At 69.2% G+C, this 21,758-nt stretch carries 23 protein-coding genes; 10 read left to right on the forward strand and 13 right to left on the reverse strand.

Annotated elements, in window-relative coordinates; genetic code table 11:
• Positions 1-81: 81 nt before the first annotated feature.
• Positions 82-1,140 carry a T6SS effector phospholipase Tle3 domain-containing protein gene (locus RGE_RS12625; protein ID WP_014428798.1) on the forward strand — a complete coding sequence of 353 codons (1,059 nt, stop codon included), beginning with the start codon at positions 82-84 and terminating at the stop codon, positions 1,138-1,140.
• 32 nt (positions 1,141-1,172) lie between these two features.
• On the forward strand, positions 1,173-2,375 hold the full coding sequence (locus RGE_RS12630) for a hypothetical protein (RefSeq protein WP_014428799.1): 1,203 nt from the start codon (positions 1,173-1,175) through the stop codon (positions 2,373-2,375).
• A gap of 169 nt (positions 2,376-2,544) precedes the next feature.
• Here the strand turns inward: RGE_RS12630 and RGE_RS12635 are convergent, their stop codons facing one another.
• Positions 2,545-3,603: a site-specific integrase gene (locus RGE_RS12635; protein ID WP_014428800.1), complete on the reverse strand. Its 1,059-nt coding sequence runs from the start codon at positions 3,601-3,603 to the stop codon at positions 2,545-2,547.
• Between the two features lie 189 nt (positions 3,604-3,792).
• Between RGE_RS12635 and RGE_RS23245 the strand changes: the two genes are divergently transcribed.
• The 4 genes from RGE_RS23245 (at position 3,793) to RGE_RS24100 (ending at position 8,264) form a co-directional block, all read left to right on the forward strand.
• Complete coding sequence (locus RGE_RS23245; RefSeq protein WP_014428801.1) at positions 3,793-4,779, forward strand: DNA-binding protein; 987 nt, start codon at positions 3,793-3,795, stop codon at positions 4,777-4,779.
• A gap of 531 nt (positions 4,780-5,310) precedes the next feature.
• Entirely contained in the window at positions 5,311-5,952 is a 642-nt protein-coding gene (locus tag RGE_RS12645; protein WP_052311000.1) for a hypothetical protein, read from the forward strand.
• 18 nt (positions 5,953-5,970) lie between these two features.
• A complete protein-coding gene (locus RGE_RS12650) occupies positions 5,971-7,050 on the forward strand; it encodes a helix-turn-helix domain-containing protein (RefSeq protein WP_014428803.1) in 1,080 nt (359 codons plus the stop codon).
• A gap of 575 nt (positions 7,051-7,625) precedes the next feature.
• Positions 7,626-8,264 (forward strand): hypothetical protein, encoded by a 639-nt coding sequence (locus RGE_RS24100; RefSeq protein ID WP_014428804.1) that lies wholly within the window; start codon positions 7,626-7,628, stop codon positions 8,262-8,264.
• Here the strand turns inward: RGE_RS24100 and RGE_RS12660 are convergent.
• From RGE_RS12660 to mltG, 7 genes are all read right to left on the reverse strand, one after another.
• Entirely contained in the window at positions 8,203-8,409 is a 207-nt protein-coding gene (locus RGE_RS12660; RefSeq protein WP_014428805.1) for a hypothetical protein, read from the reverse strand. The two genes, RGE_RS24100 and RGE_RS12660, sit on opposite strands and share 62 nt — an antisense overlap.
• A gap of 116 nt (positions 8,410-8,525) precedes the next feature.
• Positions 8,526-9,107 carry an ankyrin repeat domain-containing protein gene (locus RGE_RS12665; protein WP_232504927.1) on the reverse strand — a complete coding sequence of 194 codons (582 nt, stop codon included), beginning with the start codon at positions 9,105-9,107 and terminating at the stop codon, positions 8,526-8,528.
• A gap of 151 nt (positions 9,108-9,258) precedes the next feature.
• Positions 9,259-10,053 (reverse strand): TatD family hydrolase, encoded by a 795-nt coding sequence (locus RGE_RS12670; protein ID WP_014428807.1) that lies wholly within the window; start codon positions 10,051-10,053, stop codon positions 9,259-9,261.
• A gap of 51 nt (positions 10,054-10,104) precedes the next feature.
• Entirely contained in the window at positions 10,105-10,509 is a 405-nt protein-coding gene (locus RGE_RS12675; protein ID WP_014428808.1) for a PilZ domain-containing protein, read from the reverse strand.
• On the reverse strand, positions 10,506-11,525 hold the full coding sequence (locus tag RGE_RS12680) for a DNA polymerase III subunit delta' (RefSeq protein ID WP_014428809.1): 1,020 nt from the start codon (positions 11,523-11,525) through the stop codon (positions 10,506-10,508). The genes RGE_RS12675 and RGE_RS12680 overlap by 4 nt, the downstream gene beginning before the upstream one ends.
• Positions 11,519-12,136, reverse strand: a complete 618-nt coding sequence (tmk, locus tag RGE_RS12685; protein ID WP_014428810.1) for a dTMP kinase — start codon at positions 12,134-12,136, stop codon at positions 11,519-11,521. Before tmk ends, RGE_RS12680 begins: the two co-directional genes overlap by 7 nt.
• Complete coding sequence (gene mltG, locus RGE_RS12690; RefSeq protein ID WP_409077214.1) at positions 12,133-13,149, reverse strand: endolytic transglycosylase MltG; 1,017 nt, start codon at positions 13,147-13,149, stop codon at positions 12,133-12,135. The genes tmk and mltG overlap by 4 nt, the downstream gene beginning before the upstream one ends.
• 44 nt (positions 13,150-13,193) lie before the next feature.
• Between mltG and ygfZ the strand changes: the two genes are divergently transcribed.
• Both ygfZ and RGE_RS12700 read left to right on the forward strand, forming a co-directional pair.
• Positions 13,194-14,120: a CAF17-like 4Fe-4S cluster assembly/insertion protein YgfZ gene (gene ygfZ, locus RGE_RS12695; protein WP_043784067.1), complete on the forward strand. Its 927-nt coding sequence runs from the start codon at positions 13,194-13,196 to the stop codon at positions 14,118-14,120.
• Positions 14,121-14,132: 12 nt separating this feature from the next.
• Positions 14,133-14,393, forward strand: a complete 261-nt coding sequence (locus RGE_RS12700) for a DUF4936 family protein (protein WP_014428813.1) — start codon at positions 14,133-14,135, stop codon at positions 14,391-14,393.
• Positions 14,394-14,402: 9 nt separating this feature from the next.
• Here the strand turns inward: RGE_RS12700 and RGE_RS12705 are convergent, their stop codons facing one another.
• Positions 14,403-15,263, reverse strand: a complete 861-nt coding sequence (locus RGE_RS12705; RefSeq protein WP_043785370.1) for a YbgC/FadM family acyl-CoA thioesterase — start codon at positions 15,261-15,263, stop codon at positions 14,403-14,405.
• A gap of 5 nt (positions 15,264-15,268) precedes the next feature.
• The gene (locus RGE_RS12710; protein WP_014428815.1) at positions 15,269-16,180 is read right to left on the reverse strand and encodes an alpha/beta hydrolase; all 912 of its coding nucleotides are present in this window, start codon (positions 16,178-16,180) and stop codon (positions 15,269-15,271) included.
• A 51-nt stretch (positions 16,181-16,231) separates the two neighbouring features.
• Here RGE_RS12710 and RGE_RS12715 point away from each other — a divergent pair, with 51 nt between their 5' ends.
• On the forward strand, positions 16,232-17,380 hold the full coding sequence (locus tag RGE_RS12715; RefSeq protein WP_014428816.1) for an iron-containing alcohol dehydrogenase: 1,149 nt from the start codon (positions 16,232-16,234) through the stop codon (positions 17,378-17,380).
• A gap of 1 nt (position 17,381) precedes the next feature.
• On the opposite strand, the gene RGE_RS12720 is transcribed toward RGE_RS12715, so the two are convergent.
• The 3 genes from RGE_RS12720 to RGE_RS12730 form a co-directional block, all read right to left on the reverse strand.
• Positions 17,382-18,293: an L-lactate dehydrogenase gene (locus RGE_RS12720; RefSeq protein WP_014428817.1), complete on the reverse strand. Its 912-nt coding sequence runs from the start codon at positions 18,291-18,293 to the stop codon at positions 17,382-17,384.
• Between the two features lie 169 nt (positions 18,294-18,462).
• Positions 18,463-19,758 carry an isocitrate lyase gene (aceA, locus tag RGE_RS12725; RefSeq protein WP_014428818.1) on the reverse strand — a complete coding sequence of 432 codons (1,296 nt, stop codon included), beginning with the start codon at positions 19,756-19,758 and terminating at the stop codon, positions 18,463-18,465.
• Between the two features lie 228 nt (positions 19,759-19,986).
• Positions 19,987-20,694: a type 1 glutamine amidotransferase gene (locus RGE_RS12730; protein WP_014428819.1), complete on the reverse strand. Its 708-nt coding sequence runs from the start codon at positions 20,692-20,694 to the stop codon at positions 19,987-19,989.
• Between the two features lie 62 nt (positions 20,695-20,756).
• Here RGE_RS12730 and RGE_RS12735 point away from each other — a divergent pair, with 62 nt between their 5' ends.
• On the forward strand, positions 20,757-21,713 hold the full coding sequence (locus RGE_RS12735) for an agmatinase (RefSeq protein WP_043785374.1): 957 nt from the start codon (positions 20,757-20,759) through the stop codon (positions 21,711-21,713).
• The last annotated feature ends 45 nt before the right edge of the window (positions 21,714-21,758 follow it).

Below are 21,758 nucleotides of genomic sequence, written 5' to 3' on the forward strand. Positions count from 1 at the left end.
CCGCGCCGGAGCGGCTTCAAGGATCGGCACACGGGCGAGACGTGGTTCGCACTGAAGACGTTCCCCGGCGACCCGAAGGCGGTGCCCACGCCGGGCAGCGACCGCGACAACCGCAGCCGGGTGTTCCTGTACTGCAACCCGCACGACCAGGTGATCGGCGTGGCTCCGGTGCAAGGCATCGGCTGGCGCGGCGTGAACGCGGCGCAACTGGACAAGATCGGCGCCGCGGGCGTCTTCCACCAGCGCGTGTGGGCGATGCCCGGGGGCAAGCAGTCACCCGAGTTCGCCGTCGGTTCACCCGACTGGACGGGACGTGCCTACCGCTACCGTGACGACAACCACGACCCTTCGCAGTTCTGGCTGCCGCGTCCGCCGATGATGCGATTCGCCCTCGCCACCACCGAGGAGCAGGGGTTCTTCTCGAAGATCGTCACCTTCGTGACAGCGCCCTTCGTGTACATCGTCACGCGCATGTTCGACATCCCGATCAACGCCACGCCCCCGAAGGAGTGGGCCGTGCCGATCACGGCGCCGGCCTTGCCTCAGCCGGTCACGCCCATGTCCACGCGCTACGGCAAGACAGGGCCGTTCGATGAGGGCAAGGATCCGGCGCGCGATGCGCATGCCGAGGTCTACCAGCAGACCGGCCAGGGCACTGCGGCCAGTGAACGTTCGCTGCGCTACGAGCAGGCGGCACGCCTGAAGCGCCTGCAGCGGGCAGCGGCCAAAGCGGGCCAGACGCTGTCGGCCGAAGAGCAGCGCTCCGAACTGCGCAAGATGATGGAAGAGAACCCAAACGCGACCGACCACTCCACCATCCTGACCAACGCCCTGCACGCCGAGCGCGTGCTGGCCTACGACGTGGCCATCGGCTGGGTCAACCCCAGCCGCATCAAGCCGGAGGATGTGCAGGTGTTCAGGCAGTTCGCGCACTGGATGTTTGTGGACGATCTGCTTGCCGACCAATTTGCTCCTGCGCAGGCCTTCGCCAGCTATTGGCAGGCCGGGTTCTATGAGAAGAAGCAACTGCACCTCACGTACACCATGCAGCACATGGCCGCCAACGCCCCGGCATCGTGGATGTGCGCGAACGCCATTGGGCGGGCGCCCTCAAATGAAACCAGGCATATCCTTCAATGAATCGGCGTCCGTTCATCACAGGAGCACTCAGCATGGGCCTGCTTGAACTGCTGGGCATCAAGCCGGCGACGGCGGACGCGCGGCCGGCCACCTCCCCAGCGGTACGCGCGGCGTCGTGGCCGCCGGGGACCGTCGCGCAACTGGTGGGGGGCAACGCCATCTCGACCATGTTTGATCCGGGATTCAGCGTGGAGAAGCATCTTGCCTTGCTGCTGGCCCAGTCGCCGGATGCGGGTCCACTTCCCTACTACAAGTCGATCACTGGCAGTGATGGATCCGTGACCGATCCACTGGCGCGACCCGACTTCGAAGCGGCTTTGCTGGGAAAGTTGACCTTGAGCTTCCAGTTCGTGGTCACCTACTACGGCCAGGACGTCGAAGGCTTCAACATGTTCATGTGGAACGGCGTCCGCATGAACGGCTTGCCCCTTGTCGCGGGCTTCGTGCCGGAGCGGACGGAGCTGGATGCACGGGACAGCTGGAAAGAGGCCTACCAAGCCTTCGGCCTGACCTCCAAGCCCGCGCTGACCATCGCCAACGGCAACGCCGGCTGGACCACGATGGAAGTGGGCCTGAAGATGATCGCCTCCCCCGAAGGCAAGGTGATCTGGCAGGCCACCGTGGACCTGCCGAGCTTTCCCAAGGGCAGCGCCGCCAACGAAGCCGCCGTGCTGCTGATGCTGGCCCACCCCGCCTACGACACCGGTCGCAAGCCGCTGGCGTACTTGGGAGCCCCTCAGGTGGTCGAGGTGGACAAGGTCCAGCGCAGGGAAGGCGAACACCCGCGCGTCACCGCGCTGCGCGAAGCCGCGCTGCGCGCCTGCGCCGCCGCGGACCTGGATCCCAAGCGCATCGGCTCGCTGGCCACCGACTGCGGCAAGGGCTCGCCGCAGTCGGCTCACCGCTTGGCCGAAGTGGGCTCCGCGATGCACGACCTGGCCCCCGACATCGATGTGGTGCACCAGCGCGTGGACCTGGTCGCGGTACTGGGCGAGTTGGGGGCCAACACGGTGAACTACACGCTGCTGCTGGCCGCCTATGCCGCCTACGAGCGCAACCACCCGGTGCTGTACCTGTCCAACGTCGACCACGCCGCCGCACGGGCCATGCTGGTCCTTCCTCCAGCCGGGCACGTGCCGCCGGACCCGGCACGCAAGTTCCCGGAGCACAACTACCGCGGCCAGTGGTACGCGCCCTGGTGGGGCCAGCGGCTAGACGGCAAGAAGGACTATTGACGCGCCGCGCTGGAGCTGATGAAAGGATCTTCATGGTGGAGTCGATGGCAGCATCCCCGGCATCCGCTTCACCAATCGACCGCTGGCATCCGCGCCCTGCGTCAGACTGCGCGATGACGTCGCCGCCAGGATCTGCCTCAGCCCTCCAGCGACGACCTATGACCAGAAGTTAGGGTTGGTCTGAGGCACGAGCAGACGGTTCGTCGTCTAGTCGCTCCAAGAGCTTGGCAGCCCGGCTGGACACGGCGGCCGCCGTGCGAAAGTACCCCACGACCGAAGCGACAGATGCGTGACCGGTCATCTCCATCGTCTCGGCCATAGGGACGTTCTGCCTCGCCGCCTCTGTCACGAAGCCCGAGCGTAGCGAATGCGCCGAGAAGCCATCTGCCAGGCCGGCCAGCGCGGCTCGTTCTTTCACGATCTTTCGCACTGCCGCGCTTGCCAGGCCACTCGAGCTGAGCTTCTCACCGCGTAGCACCCTCCGGAACACCGGGCCGTCGACAACGCCGCTGCGAGCGAGCCAGGCCGCCAACGCAACGCCCGCCATGCCGACGACGGGCTTGTCAGCTTGGGCGGCCGCGCTGCCCGACTGGTCGGTTTTCGACCGGTGTAAACGGTAGACGAAGGCCGCAGGCCCAACCCGGGTCAGGTTTTCCATCCGCGCGTCGGCGACCTCCGAGCGGCGACGCCCTCCGCTTGCCCATGCGAAGAGCAGAAGGGCGCGATCACGCACACCGCGCAAGCTGTCGTCGCACGTTTGCAGCAACGCTTCGAGTGGCTCGCGGGTCAGGGCAGGCTTGCGATCTGGTGCCACCCCGCGCTTGGCGTAAGCGCGGCGGGTCTTGGACACCAACTCCCGTACTGCGACGTCCTGGCACGGGTTCGCCAGGCGATGCAACTGGTGCGCCTTGGACAGCACGCTCAGGCGATGCAGCAACGTCGCCAGTGAAGGCGGCCCTAAACGCGCCTTGAAGCCCCGGGCGACAAGTGCTTCATCGATCTCCCGGGGAAGCTCGCAGCTCAGGCCGCTGTCGGTCTTGCGTTGCGCGTGGTCAACGACGAACTGGACGACAGCGGCCGTCGGTACAGGCATTTCGATGCTGCGGTGGTAGCGCATCGCGAACCACGCCGCCCAGTAGCGAAGGGCGGCCTGGTAGCTGCGCACCGTGTTGTCCGACTCGCCTTCGGCCATCAGCGCCTGCACGGCGTCCTGCGCAAGCGCATCCAAGCCCGCCGGGTCTAGCGGCGCGACCAGCTGACCAGGGACCGTGCGCTCTCGTTGCGCCCTTGGAGATATGTTTGCTGTCATACGTAACGCGTACGATATCTAACGTACGCATGACTTGAGCACCGATAACTTTCAATTATCGTTCCTAAGCGTGGTGGTGTAGGGCGCACAAATCAAGGAGTGGGAAGGATGGCTCGCGGAATCCAAGAGCACGAGGTGTGGCAGGCGGCAGACGCGCTCTTGCTGGAGGGCCTCAGGCCCACGATCGAGCGGGTGCGTCAGAAGATCGGCCGGGGTTCGCCCAACACGGTGAGTCCAATGCTTGAGACCTGGTTCAAACACTTGGGCACACGAATCAAGGATCCAGGCGCGTTCTCTGCGCCAGCGACTCTGCCAGACCCCGTCTTGCAGGCCGCTCAGCACTTCTGGGACGTTGCGCAGGCCGACGCCAGACGCGACATCGACGCGCGCGTGAGAGATGGCCTAGCTGCGGCCGCCGCCAACGTTGAGGCCGAGAAGGAAAAAGCGGCCATCGCAGAAGCGACGGCACTGTCCGCCACCACCAGGGCAAATCAACTGCAGACCCAGCTCGCCGAGTTGCGGGCTGCCCTTGAGGGCGAGCGCATCCAGCACGCCAGCACCGCCGCCCAGGCCAGTGCCGCGAGCGAGCGCTGCCATACGTTGCAGACGGAACTCCTGGCCACCCAGCAGGCTTTGGTGGAGGAGCGCATGCGAACCGACAGGGCGATCGCGCTGGCCGACGAACGTACCGCAGGGGCAGAGCGTCGTGCAGCTCTGGAAATTGACCGCGAGCGCGTCCTTCGGACCAAGGCAGAGAAGGCAACTGAGTCGGTCGCCAAACGCTTCGAGGCAGCACTCAAGGCCGAGGTCGCCGCGACGAGCCAACTCAATGCCGCGGAAGACCGATTGACCCAGTGTCAGGTTGAGGCAAACAGGCGTGAGAAGGAACTGCTGGCGGCCAGGGGGCGAGTCGAAGCACGCGTGCGCGAGCTCGAGACAGCCTTGTCCGAGGCCAACCAGCAGCTGTCGATCTCGACAGCTTCCGACGCTCTGGTCGAGCAGATCGTGGGCAGGTTGGTCGCCGTCGACAAGCAGCGGAACGAGTTGCCACCTGCAGCGCCGAGTCGATCAAGGAAGAAAAAGCTCGCAGCCTGAGCCGGAAAAGAGAAGCCCCGGACACAGCCGGAGCGTCAATGCCTTTTCGCTGTCATCACGAGCGTGCTCCTGCTCGAGGAGGGAAAGCAGGGAGGCATGGACGAGCCGAGCCTCAAAAACTAGCAGTCACCCCTGGATCGCTTGCCGAAGCGGACCCGGCATGCAAGGAGCACCTCTGCTTTCTGTTCGCCGTTGGTCGGGCCGGCTAGGCTGAGGCGCGAGGCGTGACCAAGCCGACGCCCAAGGTGCCCTCTTTGGTCTGAGGCACCATTTCGTGATGACAACAGCAAGCTGGTGTTCCAGGAGGTCAAGCGAGCTCGACGGCCACATACACAAGGCGTTCAACCTCACGAGCGGAACGGTCAACATCGCACATTGAGGTTGCAGGTGGGCGAACTGCCTCCTGGCCCGTGCCCTCTTTGGGATCCGGGTGGCCCTAGCACGCGAGCGCGCAAATTTCCGAACGAAGTTGCGCGATTGTTGATTTTTCTCGCCTACAATGTAGGCGTTGAAAATCAACATCCTCGGCCCATGCCACAGCCTAAACCCGTCGTCATCAACGAAGGCTTCCAGGTCCACCAGGAGTTGCGAGCGCTTGGACTGACGACCGACATCGTCACGTCCATCGCTCGCAAGGCTTCAGCTGCCAAGGCCGAAGCACTGGAGATCGACCCCTCCAGCACGCCGGGCATGCTCGCCTACATCAAGGGCGTTCGCGCCATCCGCATGGAGCTGATGCCGAAGGGCTGGCGGCTCAGCCGCACCGGCAATGTGGAATCGACGGTCAACGACCAGTTGGGGATCCAGCTCTGTTTCCAGAACGTCGATGTCGCCTGCACGGAGCGTCATCCCAAGGCCATCTCCGGCAAGGGCGCCGGGTCGCGCAAACTCATCCAAGACGGTCAGTCCGAACTCTTCGATCGCGAGGCGCCGGAGGCAGTGGACGCCTTCGGCAGTGCGCCGACGGTGTGGGTGGTGTGCGTGAGCACAGATGGCAAGAAGCTGCGCGCCGAGGTCTCGTGCCCGGAGGCCTTCGCGGGCAACCAGTTCGAGGGCTTCAGCAAGCGCATCTGGGTCGTGGACGAAGACTTGGAACCCACGCCTGGTCATATCGACCAGCGCGACGACGGCAGCGGCCCCGTGGAGCACGAGGTCCGCATCGCGAAGAAGTGACGATGAACGAAGCAGCGTATGTTTAACGGGAGCAGGCTCACGCTTGCTCGAAAGCGCAGACAGCTCACAAAGAAGGAACTGGCAGAGAAGGCGGAACTGACGGCCCTGACGCTGACGCGCTTAGAGGCAGGCGATACCCCAGAACCGGGCAGTGACACCGTGCGTGCGTTGGCGCGGGCATTGAACTATCCAACGGAGTTCTTCTATCTCAACGACAGCGAGGCGCTGGGCACTGAGGCTGTGAGCTTTCGCAGCCTGTCGTCGCTGACGGCGCGCCAACGGGACGCGGCCTTGGGGGCAGGGGATCTGGCGTTCGAGTTGCATGCCTGGGTGTCCGACCGTTTCGAGCTTCCCGCAGTGCAATTGCTCGACCTGCGCGACGAGGACCCGATCGCGGCCGCCGAGGCCTTGCGCAGCCATTGGGGCATCGGAACCAAGCCGATCGAGCACATGATCAAGCTGCTCGAGTCCAAGGGCGTCCGGGTGTTCTCGCTGGCCGAGCAGCACAAGCACGTCGATGCCTTCTCCTGCTGGCGAGGCAACGTCCCCTTCATTTTCCTGAACACCTTCAAGTCCGCGGAGCGCAGCCGGTTTGATGCGGCCCACGAGCTTGGCCATCTAGTGCTTCATATCCATGGCGTGACGAATGGCGGCCGGGACGTGGAGCGCGAGGCGGACATGTTCGCGTCGGCGTTCCTGATCAATCGCGGTGACCTGATCGGCCACCTGAGCCGCGTCAACGGGCTGTCGCAGCTCGTCTCGGCCAAGAAGCGCTGGGGCGTCTCGGTGGCCGCGCTTGCGCGGACGGCATTCGATGCCGGGCTGATCTCGGACTGGCACTACCGCGACCTGTGCAAGCAGATGAGCCACCTGGGGTACCGGACGAGCGAGCCGCATGGCCTCGAGCGTGAGAAGTCCGTGCTGTGGAAGATGATCTTTGACGAGCTATGGAAGGATGGCATCACGAAGGACCGCATCGCGGCCGAGCTGCACATACCGCTCGACGAGATCGAGTCGCTGGTCGGTGAACTGATCACCCAGGCGCCGCCGCCGCCCATGCCGGGCAACAAGAGGCCCGTGCTGAAGATCGTGTCCTAGCCGCGCTTCGAGGGACCCGCCCCAGGAGCGGCTGGTGTTTGACGTAGGGAGCAACAGAAGATGGCATTCAGGATACCCACGGCCGCTACTACCGTGCCGGAAAGAATAGTGCTAGACGCGCCAGCATGCGATCCACAAGTGACAGGCGTGGCAAGCATCGCTGGATTCCGAGGGCAATTTCGTCGCAGCAGGCAGTTCAGCTGAGCTGCGTCGCAAGCCATGAATGCGACAGCAAAGGCCTCAACTGCTGCAGACGTCAAAACGAGGGGAATGCTGTCGCGTTTTGGGGCTTTTCAGGTGGAGCTTTGCGTCGGACGACTCCAGCAGCCAGCCCCGAACGCAACATCCACCGTACAGTTGACATAATATACATTGTCGCTTCTTTGACGACGATCCGACTCCCCATCGCCACCCGCGCACGCCTCGTCCCCCAGCCGGTCGATGTCGGAATTCGTTACAACTCCGGCGCCATTCCTCAAGTCCGCCGCCCAAGTCTTTGCCGTACAAGGAGTTTTTCTCGGGGCTCGCGTCTTGCTTCAGGGCGCGCCGTTCATGAACCCTTGCCGCGACCTTCGATGATCCGTGTCTCCGGCCTGATGACCGCCGCCGTGCTCGTCGCCGCGTGCCTGCCTGGTGTCGTGCGGTCCGCGCCCGCCGAGTTGCCGTCCGCTACCGGCGACCTGCGTCCCGTTCCGGCCGCGGGCCCTTCGTCTGCCGCGGCGACGCCGGGCGCTGAAGTCGTTCCCGGAACCTCGGCGACGATCAAGCTGCTGCTGGACCTTCAGACCGCCCAGCCTTCGGCGACGCCTGCCGAAGCGCAGCGGCCTACGCGCAGCGCCACGGGCTTGCGGGCGGCCAGCCAGCCGCGGCTTGAGTCCGGCGTGGGCGACCTGTCCGACGCGGAGAACTCGCGCAACACGAACTCCGAGAACGGCCCGCCGCCCAGCGTCAGCTGGTCGACTTCACCGCCGCCGGCGAACCCGGAGGCCGGCACCGCGCCCAAGCCCGAGGCCCGGCCGTCGATGCTGCGTTCGATGGTCAGCTATCTGCGCGAACACCGGCTGCAGGTGTTCGTCGGTGGCCTGGCCATCCTGGCGCTGGCCGCCATCGGCACCATCGTGTCCACGCGCCGGCAGCGCGCCGGCCGGCGGGTCACTGCAGATCGGATTCCTCCGAGTCGTCATCGTCGATCTGGGGCGGTTCGCCCCCGTTGACCGCGCCTAGCAGCGGGCGGTCCAGCGGCCGGCAGATGCGCCGGTTGAGCTGACCCAGGCGCTCCGAGCGCTCGATCGCGGCAAGCACGATCTCCGGGTTCATCATCAGCGTGAACGGATTGCTGCGCGACGTGATGCGAGCCATGGCGGACCTCCCGTGGGCCTGTGAAGCGGCCGATTCCAATGTACGGGGAGGCTGCGCGGCTGCCGAGTCGTCCCGCCGCCATCCGCGCTGTCAGCGCGATTCCGACAGTCCTGCTGTCAACGCCCGGAAAGCGCGCGTTCGGCCGCCGCGGCCTCCAGTTGGGCGGCGAGTTCGTCGTAGCCTGCCTGACGAGCGAAGTCGGCGGCCGAGAGCCCGCGGTCGTTGCGCAGCGTCGGGTCGGCGCCCAGGCCCAGCAGCACCTGGGCGTTGCGCTGGTCGCCGTAGCCGGCGGCCAGCATCAGCGGCGTCGAGCCGTTGGGCGAACGTGCGTTCGGCGCGGCCCCCAGTTCGAGCAGCCGCGCCACGATGCGCGGATCGGGCCCGCTGGCGGCGTAGTGCAACGGCGTCCAGCCGGCCCGGTTGACGGCCGCGCCCCGCTGGACGAGGCGCTCGACCCAGTCCAGCCGGCCGTGGATCGCGGCCATCATCAGCGCCGTCTCGCCGCGTGCGCTGGCACGGTCGACCTGGATGCCCGGCTGGGCCATCAGCCGACGCGCGACCTTGTTGGAGCCTTCCTTGATCGCCAGCGCCAGCGCCAGTTCGCCGGTCGGGCCGACCGAGTTCGGATCGAAGCCACGATCGAGCAGTTCGGCGACGGTGCTCTCGTTGTCGATCTGCAGGGCGCGGAAGAAGTCCACGTACGAGTCTGCTCGAGCCGCCGAAAATCCAATCAGCACGACAACATAGAACGCTTTTCTCAGAATCTGCTCGAGCATTTGAGGAGAGCGCCTTTCGTGCATTGAACTTCTTTCCCGACAAGCAGTTGTGTGCAGAACTTCGAGTACCGGATCAGCTCAGCTCGGAGCCGAGATCGAGACCGAACAAGGCCTCGAAGTTGCGCGTGCTGGCCTCGGCGATGCTGTCCGTCGTGAGGCCCTTCACTTCGGCGATCTTGGCCGCGACCTGCGGCACCCAGGCCGGGCTGTTGGTCTTGCCGCGGTGCGGCACCGGCGCCAGGTAGGGACTGTCGGTCTCGATCAGGAAGCGGTCCAGCGGCACCTCGCGCGCGACCTCGCGCAGTTCTTCGGCGTTGCGGAAGGTCAGGATGCCGGAGAACGAGACGTGGAATCCGAGGTCCAGCGCGGCACGCGCGACCTCGCGCGTCTCGGTGAAGCAGTGGAAGACGCCGCGCACCTTGCCGGCGCCCTCTTCCTTCAGGATCGCCAGCGTGTGCTCGGCCGACGAGCGCGTGTGCACGACCAGCGGCAGGCCGGTCTCGCGCGCGGCGCGGATGTGCACGCGGAAACGCTCTCGCTGCCACTCCATCTCGGCCAGGCTGCGGCCGTTGAGGCGGTAGTAGTCCAGGCCGGTCTCGCCGATCGCGACGACACGCGCGCGGCACGCCAGCGCCACCAGCGTCGCCTGGTCGGGCTCGGCCTGGCCTTCGGTGTCCGGGTGCACGCCGACGCTGCACCAGAGGTTGCGGTGCGCCATCGCCAGCGCGTGCGCGGTCTCGAACTCCTCGAGCGTGGTGCAGATCGTCAGCGCGGCGCGCACGTCGGCCGCGGCCATGTCAGCCAGGATGGCTTGGACGCGGTCGTGCAATTCGGGAAACGTCAGGTGGCAGTGCGAGTCGACAAACATGCGAAACAAAACCGGAAGAGGCCGTGCTCGCGCCGGCCGGGGGAACGACGGTCAGATCGTCTGCGTCGGCTTGGACGAGGAGATCGAGGTGCCCAGCACTTCTTCGATCTTCAGCCGCAGCGCGCGCGACTTCTCGTCGGCCGGGAAACGCACGCCGACACCCTGGGTGCGGCCACCCGACGCGTTGGCCGGGGTGATCCAGGCGATCTTGCCGGCCACCGGATAGCGCTGCGGGTCCTCCGGCAGCGACAGCAGCAGGTAGATGTCGTCGCCGAGCCGGTAGTCGCGCGTCGTCGGTACGAACAGGCCGCCTTCGCTGAGAAACGGGATGTAGGCGGCATAGAGCGCGCCCTTCTCGCGGAACACCAGCTGGATGACGCTGGGACGGCTCTGCTGCCCGGCCGGCGCGGTGGCCGGGGCGAGCCCACCGTGTCTCGACGGCAGCCGATCTGTCATCCGCGCAGTGTAAGCGCGGCGCTCGCCTGGGCCACCAGCGCCTCGATCAACAGCGCTTCGTGCCACGGGTGTTCGTCGTGGCGCGCGACACGCTGCAAGGCCTCGTGCCACTCGTGCAGCGCCTGGGCACTGCGTGCGCGCGGCACGCTGCCTTCGGGGAAGTAGCGCGGTGCGGCGCCGGCCCCGACCGCCGCGGCGTCGTGGCAGAGCTTCTGCAGCGCGTCGACGACGCGCGGCACCGGCCAGCCGGACAGCGCCTGGGCCTGGCCACGCGCCAGCGCCGCGGGCAGCGCGCGCCAGGCGGCGGCGCTGACGCCGTCCTTGGCCAGCGCCTGCGCGTCCAGCGGCCGGCCGGCGGCGGCGGCCAGCAGCACCTCGGGTTCGGCCACGCCCTGCCCGGCCAGCCAGTCGCGCGCCTGGTCTGCCGGCGGCGCGGCGAGCGCGACGCGGTGGCAGCGGCTGCGCACCGTGGGCAGCAGATGCTGGGGGTCGCCGGCGCCCAGCAGCAGCCGGGTACCGGCAGGCGGCTCTTCCAGCGTCTTCAGCAGCGCGTTGGCGGCCTGCAGGTTGATCGCCTCGGCCGGGTGCAGCACGACGACCTTGCCGCGGCCACGCGAGGTGGTGCGCGCCACCCAGTCGATCGCATGGCGGATCTCGTCGATGCGGATCTGGCGGCTGGGCTTCTTCTTGCCTTCGTCCTCGGGCTTGTCGCCCGGGAACGGCCAGGCATGGGCCTGGCGCAGCGTCTCGGGCATCAGCACCAGCAGGTCCGGGTGCAGCTTGCTCTGCACGAGATGGCAGCTCGGGCAGCGGCCGCAGGCCGGGCGCGGGTGGCCGTCGTGGCCTTCGCAGAGCCAGCTCTGCGCCAGCGCGGCGGCGAAATGCAGCGTGCCGATGCCGGCCGCGCCGTGCAGCAGCAGCGCATGGCCACGCTGGCGAGCCAGCGCATCGGCCAGCGGCGCGGCCAGCCAGGGCAGCGGCGGCGCGCCGTGCTCGTCGACGACCAGATTCACCACGGGCCGCGCGACTCCAGCACGGCTTCGAGCTGCACCCGCACTGCCTCGGGCGTGGCCGCGGCATCGAGGATCGCGAAGCGCCCCGGGTCGGCCTCGGCGCGGCGCGCGTAGCCCGCGCGCACGCGCTCGAAGAAGGCCTCGTCCTGGCTCTCGAAGCGGTCGGGCGCGCGCACCGCGGCGCGGCGCGCGGCGGCGACCGCCGGCGGCAGGTCGAACCAGACGGTCAGGTCGGGCTGGCGACCCTGCTGCACCCAGGACTCGAGCGTGGCGAGCACGCCGAGGTCGAAGCCGCGGCCGGCGCCCTGGTAGGCGAAGGTCGCGTCGGTGAAGCGGTCGCAGAGCACGACGGCGCCGGCGGCCAGCGCCGGTTCGATGCGCGTGACGAGGTGGTCGCGGCGCGCGGCGAAGACCAGCAGCGCCTCGGTCAGCGCGTCCATGCCCTGGTGCAGCACCAGCTCGCGCAGGCGCTCGGCGAGTTCGGTGCCGCCGGGTTCGCGCGTCACCAGCACCTCGCGGCCGCGCGCGCGCAGCCAGCCGGCCAGCCACTCGATGTGCGAGCTCTTGCCGGCGCCGTCGATGCCTTCGAAGCTGAGGAAGCGGCCTGCCCTCACTTGCGGCCGCGCTGGAACTGGTTCACCGCGCGATTATGGGCGTCCAGCGTTTCGCTGAACTGGCTGCTGCCGTCGCCGCGCGCGACGAAGTACAGCGCCTTGGTCGGCGCCGGCTGCACCGCGGCGCGCAGCGAGGCGCGGCCCGGCATCGCGATCGGCGTCGGCGGCAGGCCGGGCCGGGTGTAGGTGTTGTACGGCCCGTCGGTGTCCAGGTGGGCGCGGCGCAGGTTGCCGTCGAAACGCTCGCCCAGGCCGTAGATCACCGCAGGGTCGGTCTGCAGCGGCATGCCCACGCGCAGGCGGTTGCTGAAAACGCCGGCGACCAGCGCGCGGTCGGCTTCGCGCCCGGTTTCCTTCTCGACGATCGACGCCAGCGTCAGCGCCTGTTCGGGCGTCTTCAGCGGCGAGTCGGAGGCGCGCTCGGCCCAGGCCGCGTTCAGCTCGCGCTGCATCTTGGTGTAGGCGCGCTTGAGCACCAGCAGGTCGCTGACGCCGACGCTGTAGGCGTAGGTGTCGGGGAAGAAGCGGCCTTCGGGCGCGATGCCGGGCGCACCGATCGCGGCCATCAGCTCGGCGTCGCTCATCAGCGCCGTGGTCGGCTTCAGGCGCGGCGCCTTGGCCAGCTCGGCGCGGAACTGGCGCCAGGTCCAGCCTTCGATCAGGCGCACAGTGGCGAGCTCCTCGTCGCCCTCGACCATCTTGGACAGCAGCGTGCGCGGCGTCGCGCCGGGCTCGACGGCGTAGCTGCCGGCGCGGATGCGGCGCGCCTCGCCCGACCAGCGGAACCACTCGTAGAGCAGGCGCGGCGAGGTGACGACGCCGGCGCGCACCCAGGCCTCGGCGATCTGCCGCGGCGGCGTGCCGGCTTCGATCGAGACTTCCACCGTCGGCGCGGCCAGCTCCAGCGGACGGCCGAGCCACCACAACGCGATGCCCACGCCGATCAACGGCAGCAGCAAAAAGGACAGGAGCGCGGCCTGCCACCGGCCAGAGCCGGACCCCCTTCTAGACATGGGCGGCGATGATAATGGGCCGCATGAAGTCAACCGTCGCTGCCATGTCAAAGCTCCAAGGTGCCGTGCGTCTGAGCGATTGGGGCGTCATCCGGGCCACCGGAAACGACGCCGCAGCCTTCCTGCACGGCCAGCTGACCCAGGACCTCGTGCGTCTGGACGCCGGCGCCGTGCGCCTGGCCGGCTACTGCTCGGCCAAGGGCCGGCTGCTGGCCAGCTTCGTCGTCTGGCGCCGCGGCCCGGCCGAGTTCCTGCTCGCCTGCAGCGCCGACGTGCTGCCGGCCGTGCTCAAGCGCCTGAAGATGTTCGTGCTGCGCGCCAAGTGCCAGCTCGAGGACGCCAGCGCCGAATGGCCGCTGTGGGGCCTGGCCGGCGACGCGGCGGCCGCCGCGCTCGGCAGCTCTGGCCCGGCGGCGGCCTGGCAGCGTGTCGCGCCCGACGAGGCCAGCGAAGTGCTGCGCCTGGACGACGTGCAAGGCGTCGCACGCTGGCTGTTCGCCGGCGCCGAGCCGCCCGAGCTGCCGGCGCTGGCGCCCGAGGCCTGGGCCTGGCTGGAAGTGCATAGCGCGGTGCCGCGCATCGTCGCCGCCACCGTCGAGCAGTTCGTGCCGCAGATGGTGAACCTCGAGCTCGTCGGCGGCGTCAACTTCCAGAAGGGCTGCTACCCGGGCCAGGAGATCGTCGCGCGCAGCCAGTACCGCGGCACCTTGAAGCGCCGCGCCTACCTGTTCGACGCCGACGCGCCGGCCGCTCCCGGCCAGGACGTCTACGCCGCCGAAGACCCGGCGCAGCCGGCCGGCATGGTGGTCGCTGCGGCGCCCGCGCCCGACGGCACCGGCACCTGGGCGGTGCTCGCCGAGACCAAGATCGCGGCGTTGGCCGACGGCGTCGCGCTGCACCTGGGTGCGGCCGACGGCCCGGCGCTGCGCCCGGCCGCCCTGCCCTACGCCATCCCGGCGGCCGAAGCCTGAGGGGGCGCGCCGGTGCGGCGCTACGTCTATTACCGCGTCGCCGAGGGCGAGGTCGGGGCCTGCGCCGAGGCGGCGCGCGCCGTCATCGCCTCGCTGCCCTTCGGCGTCGAGCTGCTGCGCCGGCCCGAGACGCGCGACGGCCTGGCGACGCTGATGGAAGTTCATCAGGCGCCCGACGAAGACGCGGCCACCGACGCCGAGGCCCGGCTGGCGGCAGCGCTGGCGCCGTGGATCGTCGGCAAGCGCCACGTCGAGCGTTTCGTGCCGCTCTGACGCGCTGAATCAGAGCCTTCGCCGCATCTCCTGGTGCGGGATGCCGGCCTCGACGAACTCCGGGCCGACCGGCTCGAAACCGGCGCGGTGGTAGAAGGCCACCGCGCTCGCCTGGGCGTGCAGCATCAGCGCCTCGCGCCCGGCTTCGCGCGCCGACGCGACCAGCGCGTCCAGCACCGCGCGGCCGACGCCGCCGCTGCGCAGCGGCGCCAGCACCGCCATGCGGCCGATGCGGGCGACGCCGGGCTCGTCGGTGTCGAGCCAGCGGCCGGTGGCGACCGCGGCACCGACCCCGTTGATCGCCACCGCGTGCATGGCGCCGGCGTCGGCGGCGTCCCACTCCAGTTCGGCGGGGATGCCCTGCTCCTGGACGAAGACGGCGCTGCGGATGGCCTGGGCGTCGCGGCCGAGCTCGGCCCAGCGGCCGACCTTGACCTCGACGGCCGGCGCGCCGGCCTCGTAGCGTTCGAGCGCCGTGCGCAGCGCCGCCGGCACCGGCCGCGGGACCTGCCCCGCGACGTCGGTGAAGACGTAGACCAGCTCGCCGGCGACGACCGTCGTCGCGCCGCGCCAGGCCACCGCATCGAAGCTGATCGACGAGTTGCCGATGCGCCGGCAGCGGATGCCGACGTCCAGCAGGTCGTCGTAGCGCGCGCTGCTGCGGTACTCCAGGCTCGCCTTGCGCACGAACAGATCGCCGTCCAGCGCCGCCAGCGTCGCCTCGTACGGCAGCGCCAGCGCGCGCCAGTAGCCGGCGATCGCGGTGTCGAAATAGCTCAGGTAATGGGCGTTGAAGACGACCTTCTGGGCGTCGACCTCGGACCAGCGCACGCGCAGGCGTTCGCTGAAGCGGAAATCGGTTCGGTTCAGGTTGTTCACGGGTTCCAGGCCTCGCGCAGGGCCGCGGCGGCAGCGTCGAGCGCCGCGTGGGCGTCGGGCAGCGCGCGGCCCATCTTGATGAAGTCGTGGGTCATGCCTCGGGCGATCTCCAGCGCCACCGGCACGCTGTGCAGGCGCAGCCGGTCGGCGTAGGCGATGCCTTCGTCGACCAGCGGGTCGCACTCGGCCAGCAGCAGGCAGGCCGGCGCGACGCCCTCCAGATCCTCGGCCTCCAGCGGCGCGAAGCGCCAGTCGTGGCGGTGGTGGTAGTCGATGTAGTGGTCGAAGAACCAGGCGATCGTCGCGGCGTCGATCAAAAAGCCGTTGGCGAAGAGCTTGTGGCTGGCGGTGTCGGCGTGCGCCGTCGTGCCCGGCGTCACCAGCAGCTGCAGCGCCAGGGGAAGGCCGATGTCGCGGGCGTGGATCGCGCTGGCCGCGGCCAGCGTGCCGCCGGCACTGTCACCACCGACGGCCAGCCGGGCGCCGTCCAGCCCCAGCGTGGCGGTGTTCGCTGCTAGCCAGGCCATCGCCGCCCAGGCGTCGTCGACCGCGGTCGGAAAGCGATGTTCGGGCGCGAGCCGGTAGTCCAGCGCGACGACGGCGCCGCCGCTGCGCCGCGCGAGTTGGCGGCACAGGCTGTCGTGGGTCTCCAGGCTGCCGATGACGAAGCCGCCGCCGTGCAGGTACAGCAGCGGCGGCAGGCGCTCGTGCGAGGGCGCGTACAGCCGCGCACGCAGCGGCGTGCCGTCGGCGGCGGGGATCGTGAAGTTCTCGACACGGGCCAGCGGCGCACGCGGCAGGTCCAGCACTTCGGCGGCAGTTTCGTAGGCGGCGCGGGCGGCCGCGGGTTCCATCGCATGGAAGGGCCTGCGTTCGGCGCGGCGGATGCGTTCGAGCAGGCCCGCCATTGCGGGTTTCAGCAGATGCGTTCCCAAGGTGGCCGCGAGGATACTGGGCCGATGGCCCGAATGCTCTACGTCACCCAGATCGACCTCGATTTCGGCGCGGTGCGCCTGCTGCGCGGCGAGTGCGAACGCACCGGCATGCGCCGCCCGCTCGTCGTCACCGACGTCGGCGTGCGCGCCGCCGGCGTGCTGCAGCCGGCGCTCGACGCGCTCGGCGACCTGCCGCACGCGGTCTACGACGGCACGCCGTCCAACCCGACCGAAGCCGCGGTGCGCGACGCCGTGCGCGTCTGGCGCGAACACGGCTGCGACGGGCTGGTGGCCGTCGGCGGCGGCTCGTCGATCGACCTGGCCAAAGGCGTCGCGATCGCGGCGACGCACGAGGGCCCGCTGGCGCACTACGCGACGATCGAAGGCGGCAGCGCACGCATCAGCGAGCGCGTCGCGCCGCTGATCGCGGTGCCGACGACCGCCGGCACCGGCAGCGAGGTCGCACGTGGCGCCATCGTCATCGTCGACGACGGCCGCAAGCTGGGTTTCCACAGCTGGCATCTGGTGCCCAAGGCCGCGCTGCTCGACCCGGAGCTGACGCTGGCGCTGCCGCCCAAGCTGACCGCGGCCACCGGCATGGACGCGATCGCGCACTGCATCGAGACCTTTCTCGCCCCGGCGCCGATCCCGCCGGCCGACGGCATCGCGCTCGACGGCCTGGCGCGCGGCTGGGCGCACATCGAACGTGCGACCCGCGACGGCGGCGACCGCGAGGCGCGCTGGAACATGATGAGCGCCAGCATGCAGGGCGCGCTGGCCTTCCAGAAAGGCCTGGGCTGCGTGCACTCGCTGAGCCACGCGCTGGGCGGCGCCGACCCGCGGCTGCACCACGGCAGCCTGAACGCCGTCTTCCTGCCGGCGGTGCTGCGTTTCAACGCCGAGGCCGAGTCGGTGCGGCGCGAAAAGCGCGTGCAGCGCCTCGCCCAGGCGATGGGCCTGCCGGGCTGCGGCGACGATGGCGCCGAGGTCGCCGACGCCGTGCGCGCGCTCAACGCCCGCCTCGGCCTGCCGTCGGGACTGGCCGAGATGGGCGTGACGCGGGCGCTGTTCGACAAGGTCGTGGCCGGCGCGCTGGCCGACCACTGCCACAAGACCAACCCCCGGCTGGCGAGCGCCGAGGATTACCTGGCGATGCTCGAAGCCTCGATGTAGCTCAGGCCGGCGCGAGCTGCGACCAGGCGTCGCGCAGCACCTGGGCCGAGTGCGCCAGCGCCTGGGCTTCGTCGTCGTCGAGCGAAGGCGGGATCACCGTCGTCGCCCCGTTGCGGCCGACGATCGCCGGCAAGGACAGCGCGACGCCGTCCAGCCCTTCGCCCGTATGGCAGCGCGTGACGGTCAGCACGCGGTGCTCGTCGCGCACGATGGCGCGCACCAGGTCGGCCGTCACCAGGCCGATCGCGTGGTTGGTGACGCCCTTTCTCTGGATGATCTCGTAGGCCGCGCGCTTGACCTCGTGGCCCAGGCGCTGCTCGTCCTCGCGCGTCCAGCCCGGCCAGTCGCGCAGCGGCCGGCCGCCGACCTGGGCGCCGGACCATTGCACGATCTCCGAGTCGCCGTGTTCGCCCAGCACCTGGGCGTGCACCGAACGCGAGTCGACCGCCAGCCGCTCGGCCAGCGCCTGGCGCAGGCGCGCGGTGTCGAGCATCGTGCCGGTGCCGAAGACACGCTCCGGCGGCAGGCCCGAGGACTGCTGCAGCACGCGCGTCAGCACGTCCACCGGGTTGGAGATCGCGACAATGATCCCGGCGTGCTGGCCGACGACGCGGCCGACCTCGCTGGCGACGCGGAAGTTGTCGGCCAGCAGCTGCAGCCGCGACTCGCCGGGGCGGCCGTTGCGGCCGGCGGCGAAGACGACGACGTCGCACCGAGAGACCTCGTCCAGGTCGACCGCACGCACCGTGGCGCGTGGGTAGTACGGCGCGCCCTGCGCGAGGTCCATCGCCTCGCCTTCGGCACGCGCGGCGTCGCGGTCGTGCAGCAGCAGTTCACGCGTGACGCCGCCGTGCAGCAGCGAGACCGCCACGCTGGCGCCGACATAGCCGACGCCGATGATTCCGACTTTCATCGAGTCACCTCCTGGCGACCCATGCTACGCCGCCGGGCTTCCCGCGGGGCAAATCCCGACTCCGCATGGCAAAACGGCACGACCCTCGCGGGCCGTGCCGTTCGCCTGTCTCCTCTGGCTTCCTCTCGGAACCGGTCAAGCCGGGCTCTGCGGCCCGGCGCGGGGCGCGTCAGTGCGCGCCGTCGAGGAACTGCTCGTCCTCGGTCGAACCCTTCAGCGCGGCCGTCGAGGCCTGCTTCTCGATCGTCGTCGTCACGGCGTCGAAGTAGCCGGTGCCGACCTCGCGCTGGTGCTTCACCGCGGTGAAGCCACGCTCGGCGGCGGCGAACTCCTTCTGCTGCAGCTCGACGAAAGCCGTCATGTTCTCGCGGGCGTAGCCGTAGGCGAGGTCGAACATGCCGTAGTTGAGGCTGTGGAAGCCGGCCAGCGTGATGAACTGGAACTTGTAGCCCATCGCGCCCAGCTCGCGCTGGAACTTGGCGATCGTCGCGTCGTCGAGGTTCTTCTTCCAGTTGAACGACGGCGAGCAGTTGTAGGCCAGCAGCTTGCCCGGGAACTTGGCGTGTATCGCCTCGGCGAAGGCCTTGGCGAAGGCCAGGTCGGGCTTGCCGGTCTCGCACCAGATCAGGTCGGCATACGGCGCGTAGGCCAGGCCGCGGCTGATCGACTGCTCCAGGCCGTTCTTCGTGCGGAAGAAGCCTTCGACGGTGCGCTCGCCGGTCAGGAAGGGCTGGTCGTTCTCGTCGACGTCGCTGGTCACCAGGTCGGCGGCTTCGGCGTCGGTGCGCGCCAGCAGCACGGTCGGCGTGCCCATCACGTCGGCGGCCAGGCGGGCGGCGACGAGCTTGCTGATCGCTTCACGCGTCGGCACCAGCACCTTGCCGCCCATGTGACCGCACTTCTTGACCGCGGCGAGCTGGTCTTCGAAGTGCACGCCGGCGGCGCCGGCGTCGATCATCGCCTTCATCAGCTCGAAGGCGTTGAGCACGCCACCGAAGCCGGCTTCGGCGTCGGCGACGATGGGCGCGAAGAAGTCGATGTCGTTCTTGCCTTCGCTCCACTGGATCTGGTCAGCGCGCTGGAAGGTCGCGTTGATGCGCTTGACGACCTTGGGCACCGAGTCCACCGAGTACAGCGACTGGTCGGGATACATCTCGCCGTTGCTGTTGGCGTCGCCGGCGACCTGCCAGCCCGACAGGTAGATCGCCTTCAGGCCGGCCTTGACCTGCTGCATCGCCTGGTTGCCGGTCAGCGCGCCCAGCGCATTGATGAAGGGCTCGTTGTTGATCAGCGTCCAGAGCTTCTCGGCGCCCCGCTTGGCCAGCGTGTGCTCGATGGCGAGCGAGCCGCGCAGGCGCACCACGTCGGCAGCGGTGTAACCGCGCTTGATGCCTTTCCAGCGCGGGTTCTCCGCCCAGTCTTTTTCGAGGGCGGCGGCTTGTTGTTCGCGGGTCGGTTTCGTCATCGGAAGACTCCTGGTCCAAGGGAGAAACGATGACGCAAGCGTACCCGTCGCACGGCCGGATGCCAAGACTTCTGTCTTATATAAGACAAAAGATAGAGCTCAATAAAATCAAAAGCTTAGAGCTTCACTTTCACGATTCGGAACGTCGTTTTCTCATCTGATGGATTTTGCTGCGGTGCAGCGTGGCCCTATCCCGCAATGCGGTAACGTGTTTCCACAAGATGCAAGTCAGCGGACGGCACCGAGCCAGCGCCGGTACAGACGGTCGGCGAGACGCTGCTGCGACGCCAGGGCCGACACGCCGTCGCGACGCATCGCGTCGCCGGTTTGGACGCTGGCGTGGTCCGCCAACGCGCGCAGGTAGCGCTCGCCGTCATCCGTGGACCAGCGGGCGAGCTTCTCGGCGTCCTGCTCGACGTGGAACTGCAACGCCAGATGGGGCCCGTACGCGAAGGCCTGGTTCGGGCACGCGCGGCTGCCGGCCAGGCGTTCGGCGCCACGCGGCAGTTCGAAGGCTTCGTAATGCCACTGGAAGACCGTCTGCCGCGGCGCGGCGCCGAACCAGGCACGGGCCATGTCCGAGTCGCCGATGTCGATCGGCTGCCAGCCGATCTCCGGGGCCGGCGACTCGACGACACGCGCGCCCAGCGCCCGCGCCATCAGCTGGCCGCCCAGGCAGTGGCCGATGACCGGGCGCGAGCGCTCCATCGCGTCGAGGATCAGGCGCTCGCCGGCACGCAGCGCCGGCAGCGGGTCGTTGGCGCTCATCTCGCCGCCAAGCACGGCCAGCGCCGAGTACGGCGCGATCGAATCCGGGAAGGCATCGCCGGCCTCGGCGTTGCGCAGTTCGAAGGCGACGCCGCGCGCGCCCAGCCACGAGGCGAGGAAGGCCGGCCCGTCGGCCGACAGGTGCTGCAGCACGAGCAACGGCTTCATCGCCCGCCCTTCCTTATGATGGTTGCCGCCGCGGCGCGATGCGCGTGCCGCCCGCCCGACCGATGAGCCACTTCGCCTTCCTTTCCGACCACGCCTCGTTCCTCAAGGTGCCGACGCGCGAGGCCGCCCCGGCAATGCCGTTCTGCGTCGCCGGCGTCGCCTGGGACGGCGCGGTGACCAACCGCCCCGGTGCACGCTTCGGGCCACGCGCGATCCGCGCCGCCAGCCACATGCTCTGCGACGCGACGCACCCGCTGTTCGGCAGCTCGCCGATCGGCGCGCTGGCCGACGCCGGCGACCTGCCGCTGCCCAACACCTCGATCGAGGGCATGCGGCGTGCGCTGCAGCCCGCGGCCGCCGAGCTGATCGCCGCGCACCACATGGCCTGGCTGGGCGGCGACCACTCGATGACGCTGCCGCTGCTGCGCGAGTACCGCGCCCGCTTCGGCCGGCCGCTGGCGGTGATCCACTTCGACGCCCACTGCGACACCTGGGAAGACCATTTCGGCGAGCCCTCGGGCCATGGCACCTGGGTGCACGAGGCCTTCGTCGAGGGGCTGGTCGATCCGGCGTGTTTCGTCCAGGTCGGCATCCGCTCGGCGGCGGTGCGCGAGGCGCGCGACTACGTGCCCGACCGCGGCGGCCTGTTCTTCGGCGCCCGCGAACTGCGCGGCCTGGAGAGCCCGGGCCAGCTCGCGCCGGTGCTGGCCGCGGTGCGCGAGCGTTTCGCCGCGCACGGCATGCCGCCGGTCTATCTGTCGCTGGACATCGACTGCCTGGACCCGGCTTTCGCGCCGGGCACCGGCACCCCGGAACCGGGCGGCATGAGCACCAACCAGGTGCTGACCCTGCTCGAAGAGTGGGCGGAGCTGCCTTTCGTCGGCATGGATTGCGTCGAAGTCGCGCCGCCGTACGATCATGCGGAACTCGCCTCGTCGGCGGCCGCCACCTTCGTCTGGACTTACCTGGCCGGGCGCCTCGCGCAGGCCGCAGCGGGAGCAGGGGCGGCGCGCCGCTGACGGCGAACCGAACTTGATCCCGCGCAAGTCCGACACTTTGCTCGC

Origin of the sequence: Rubrivivax gelatinosus IL144 (genome assembly GCF_000284255.1) — a bacterium.
Taxonomy (GTDB): domain Bacteria; phylum Pseudomonadota; class Gammaproteobacteria; order Burkholderiales; family Burkholderiaceae_C; genus Rubrivivax; species Rubrivivax gelatinosus_A.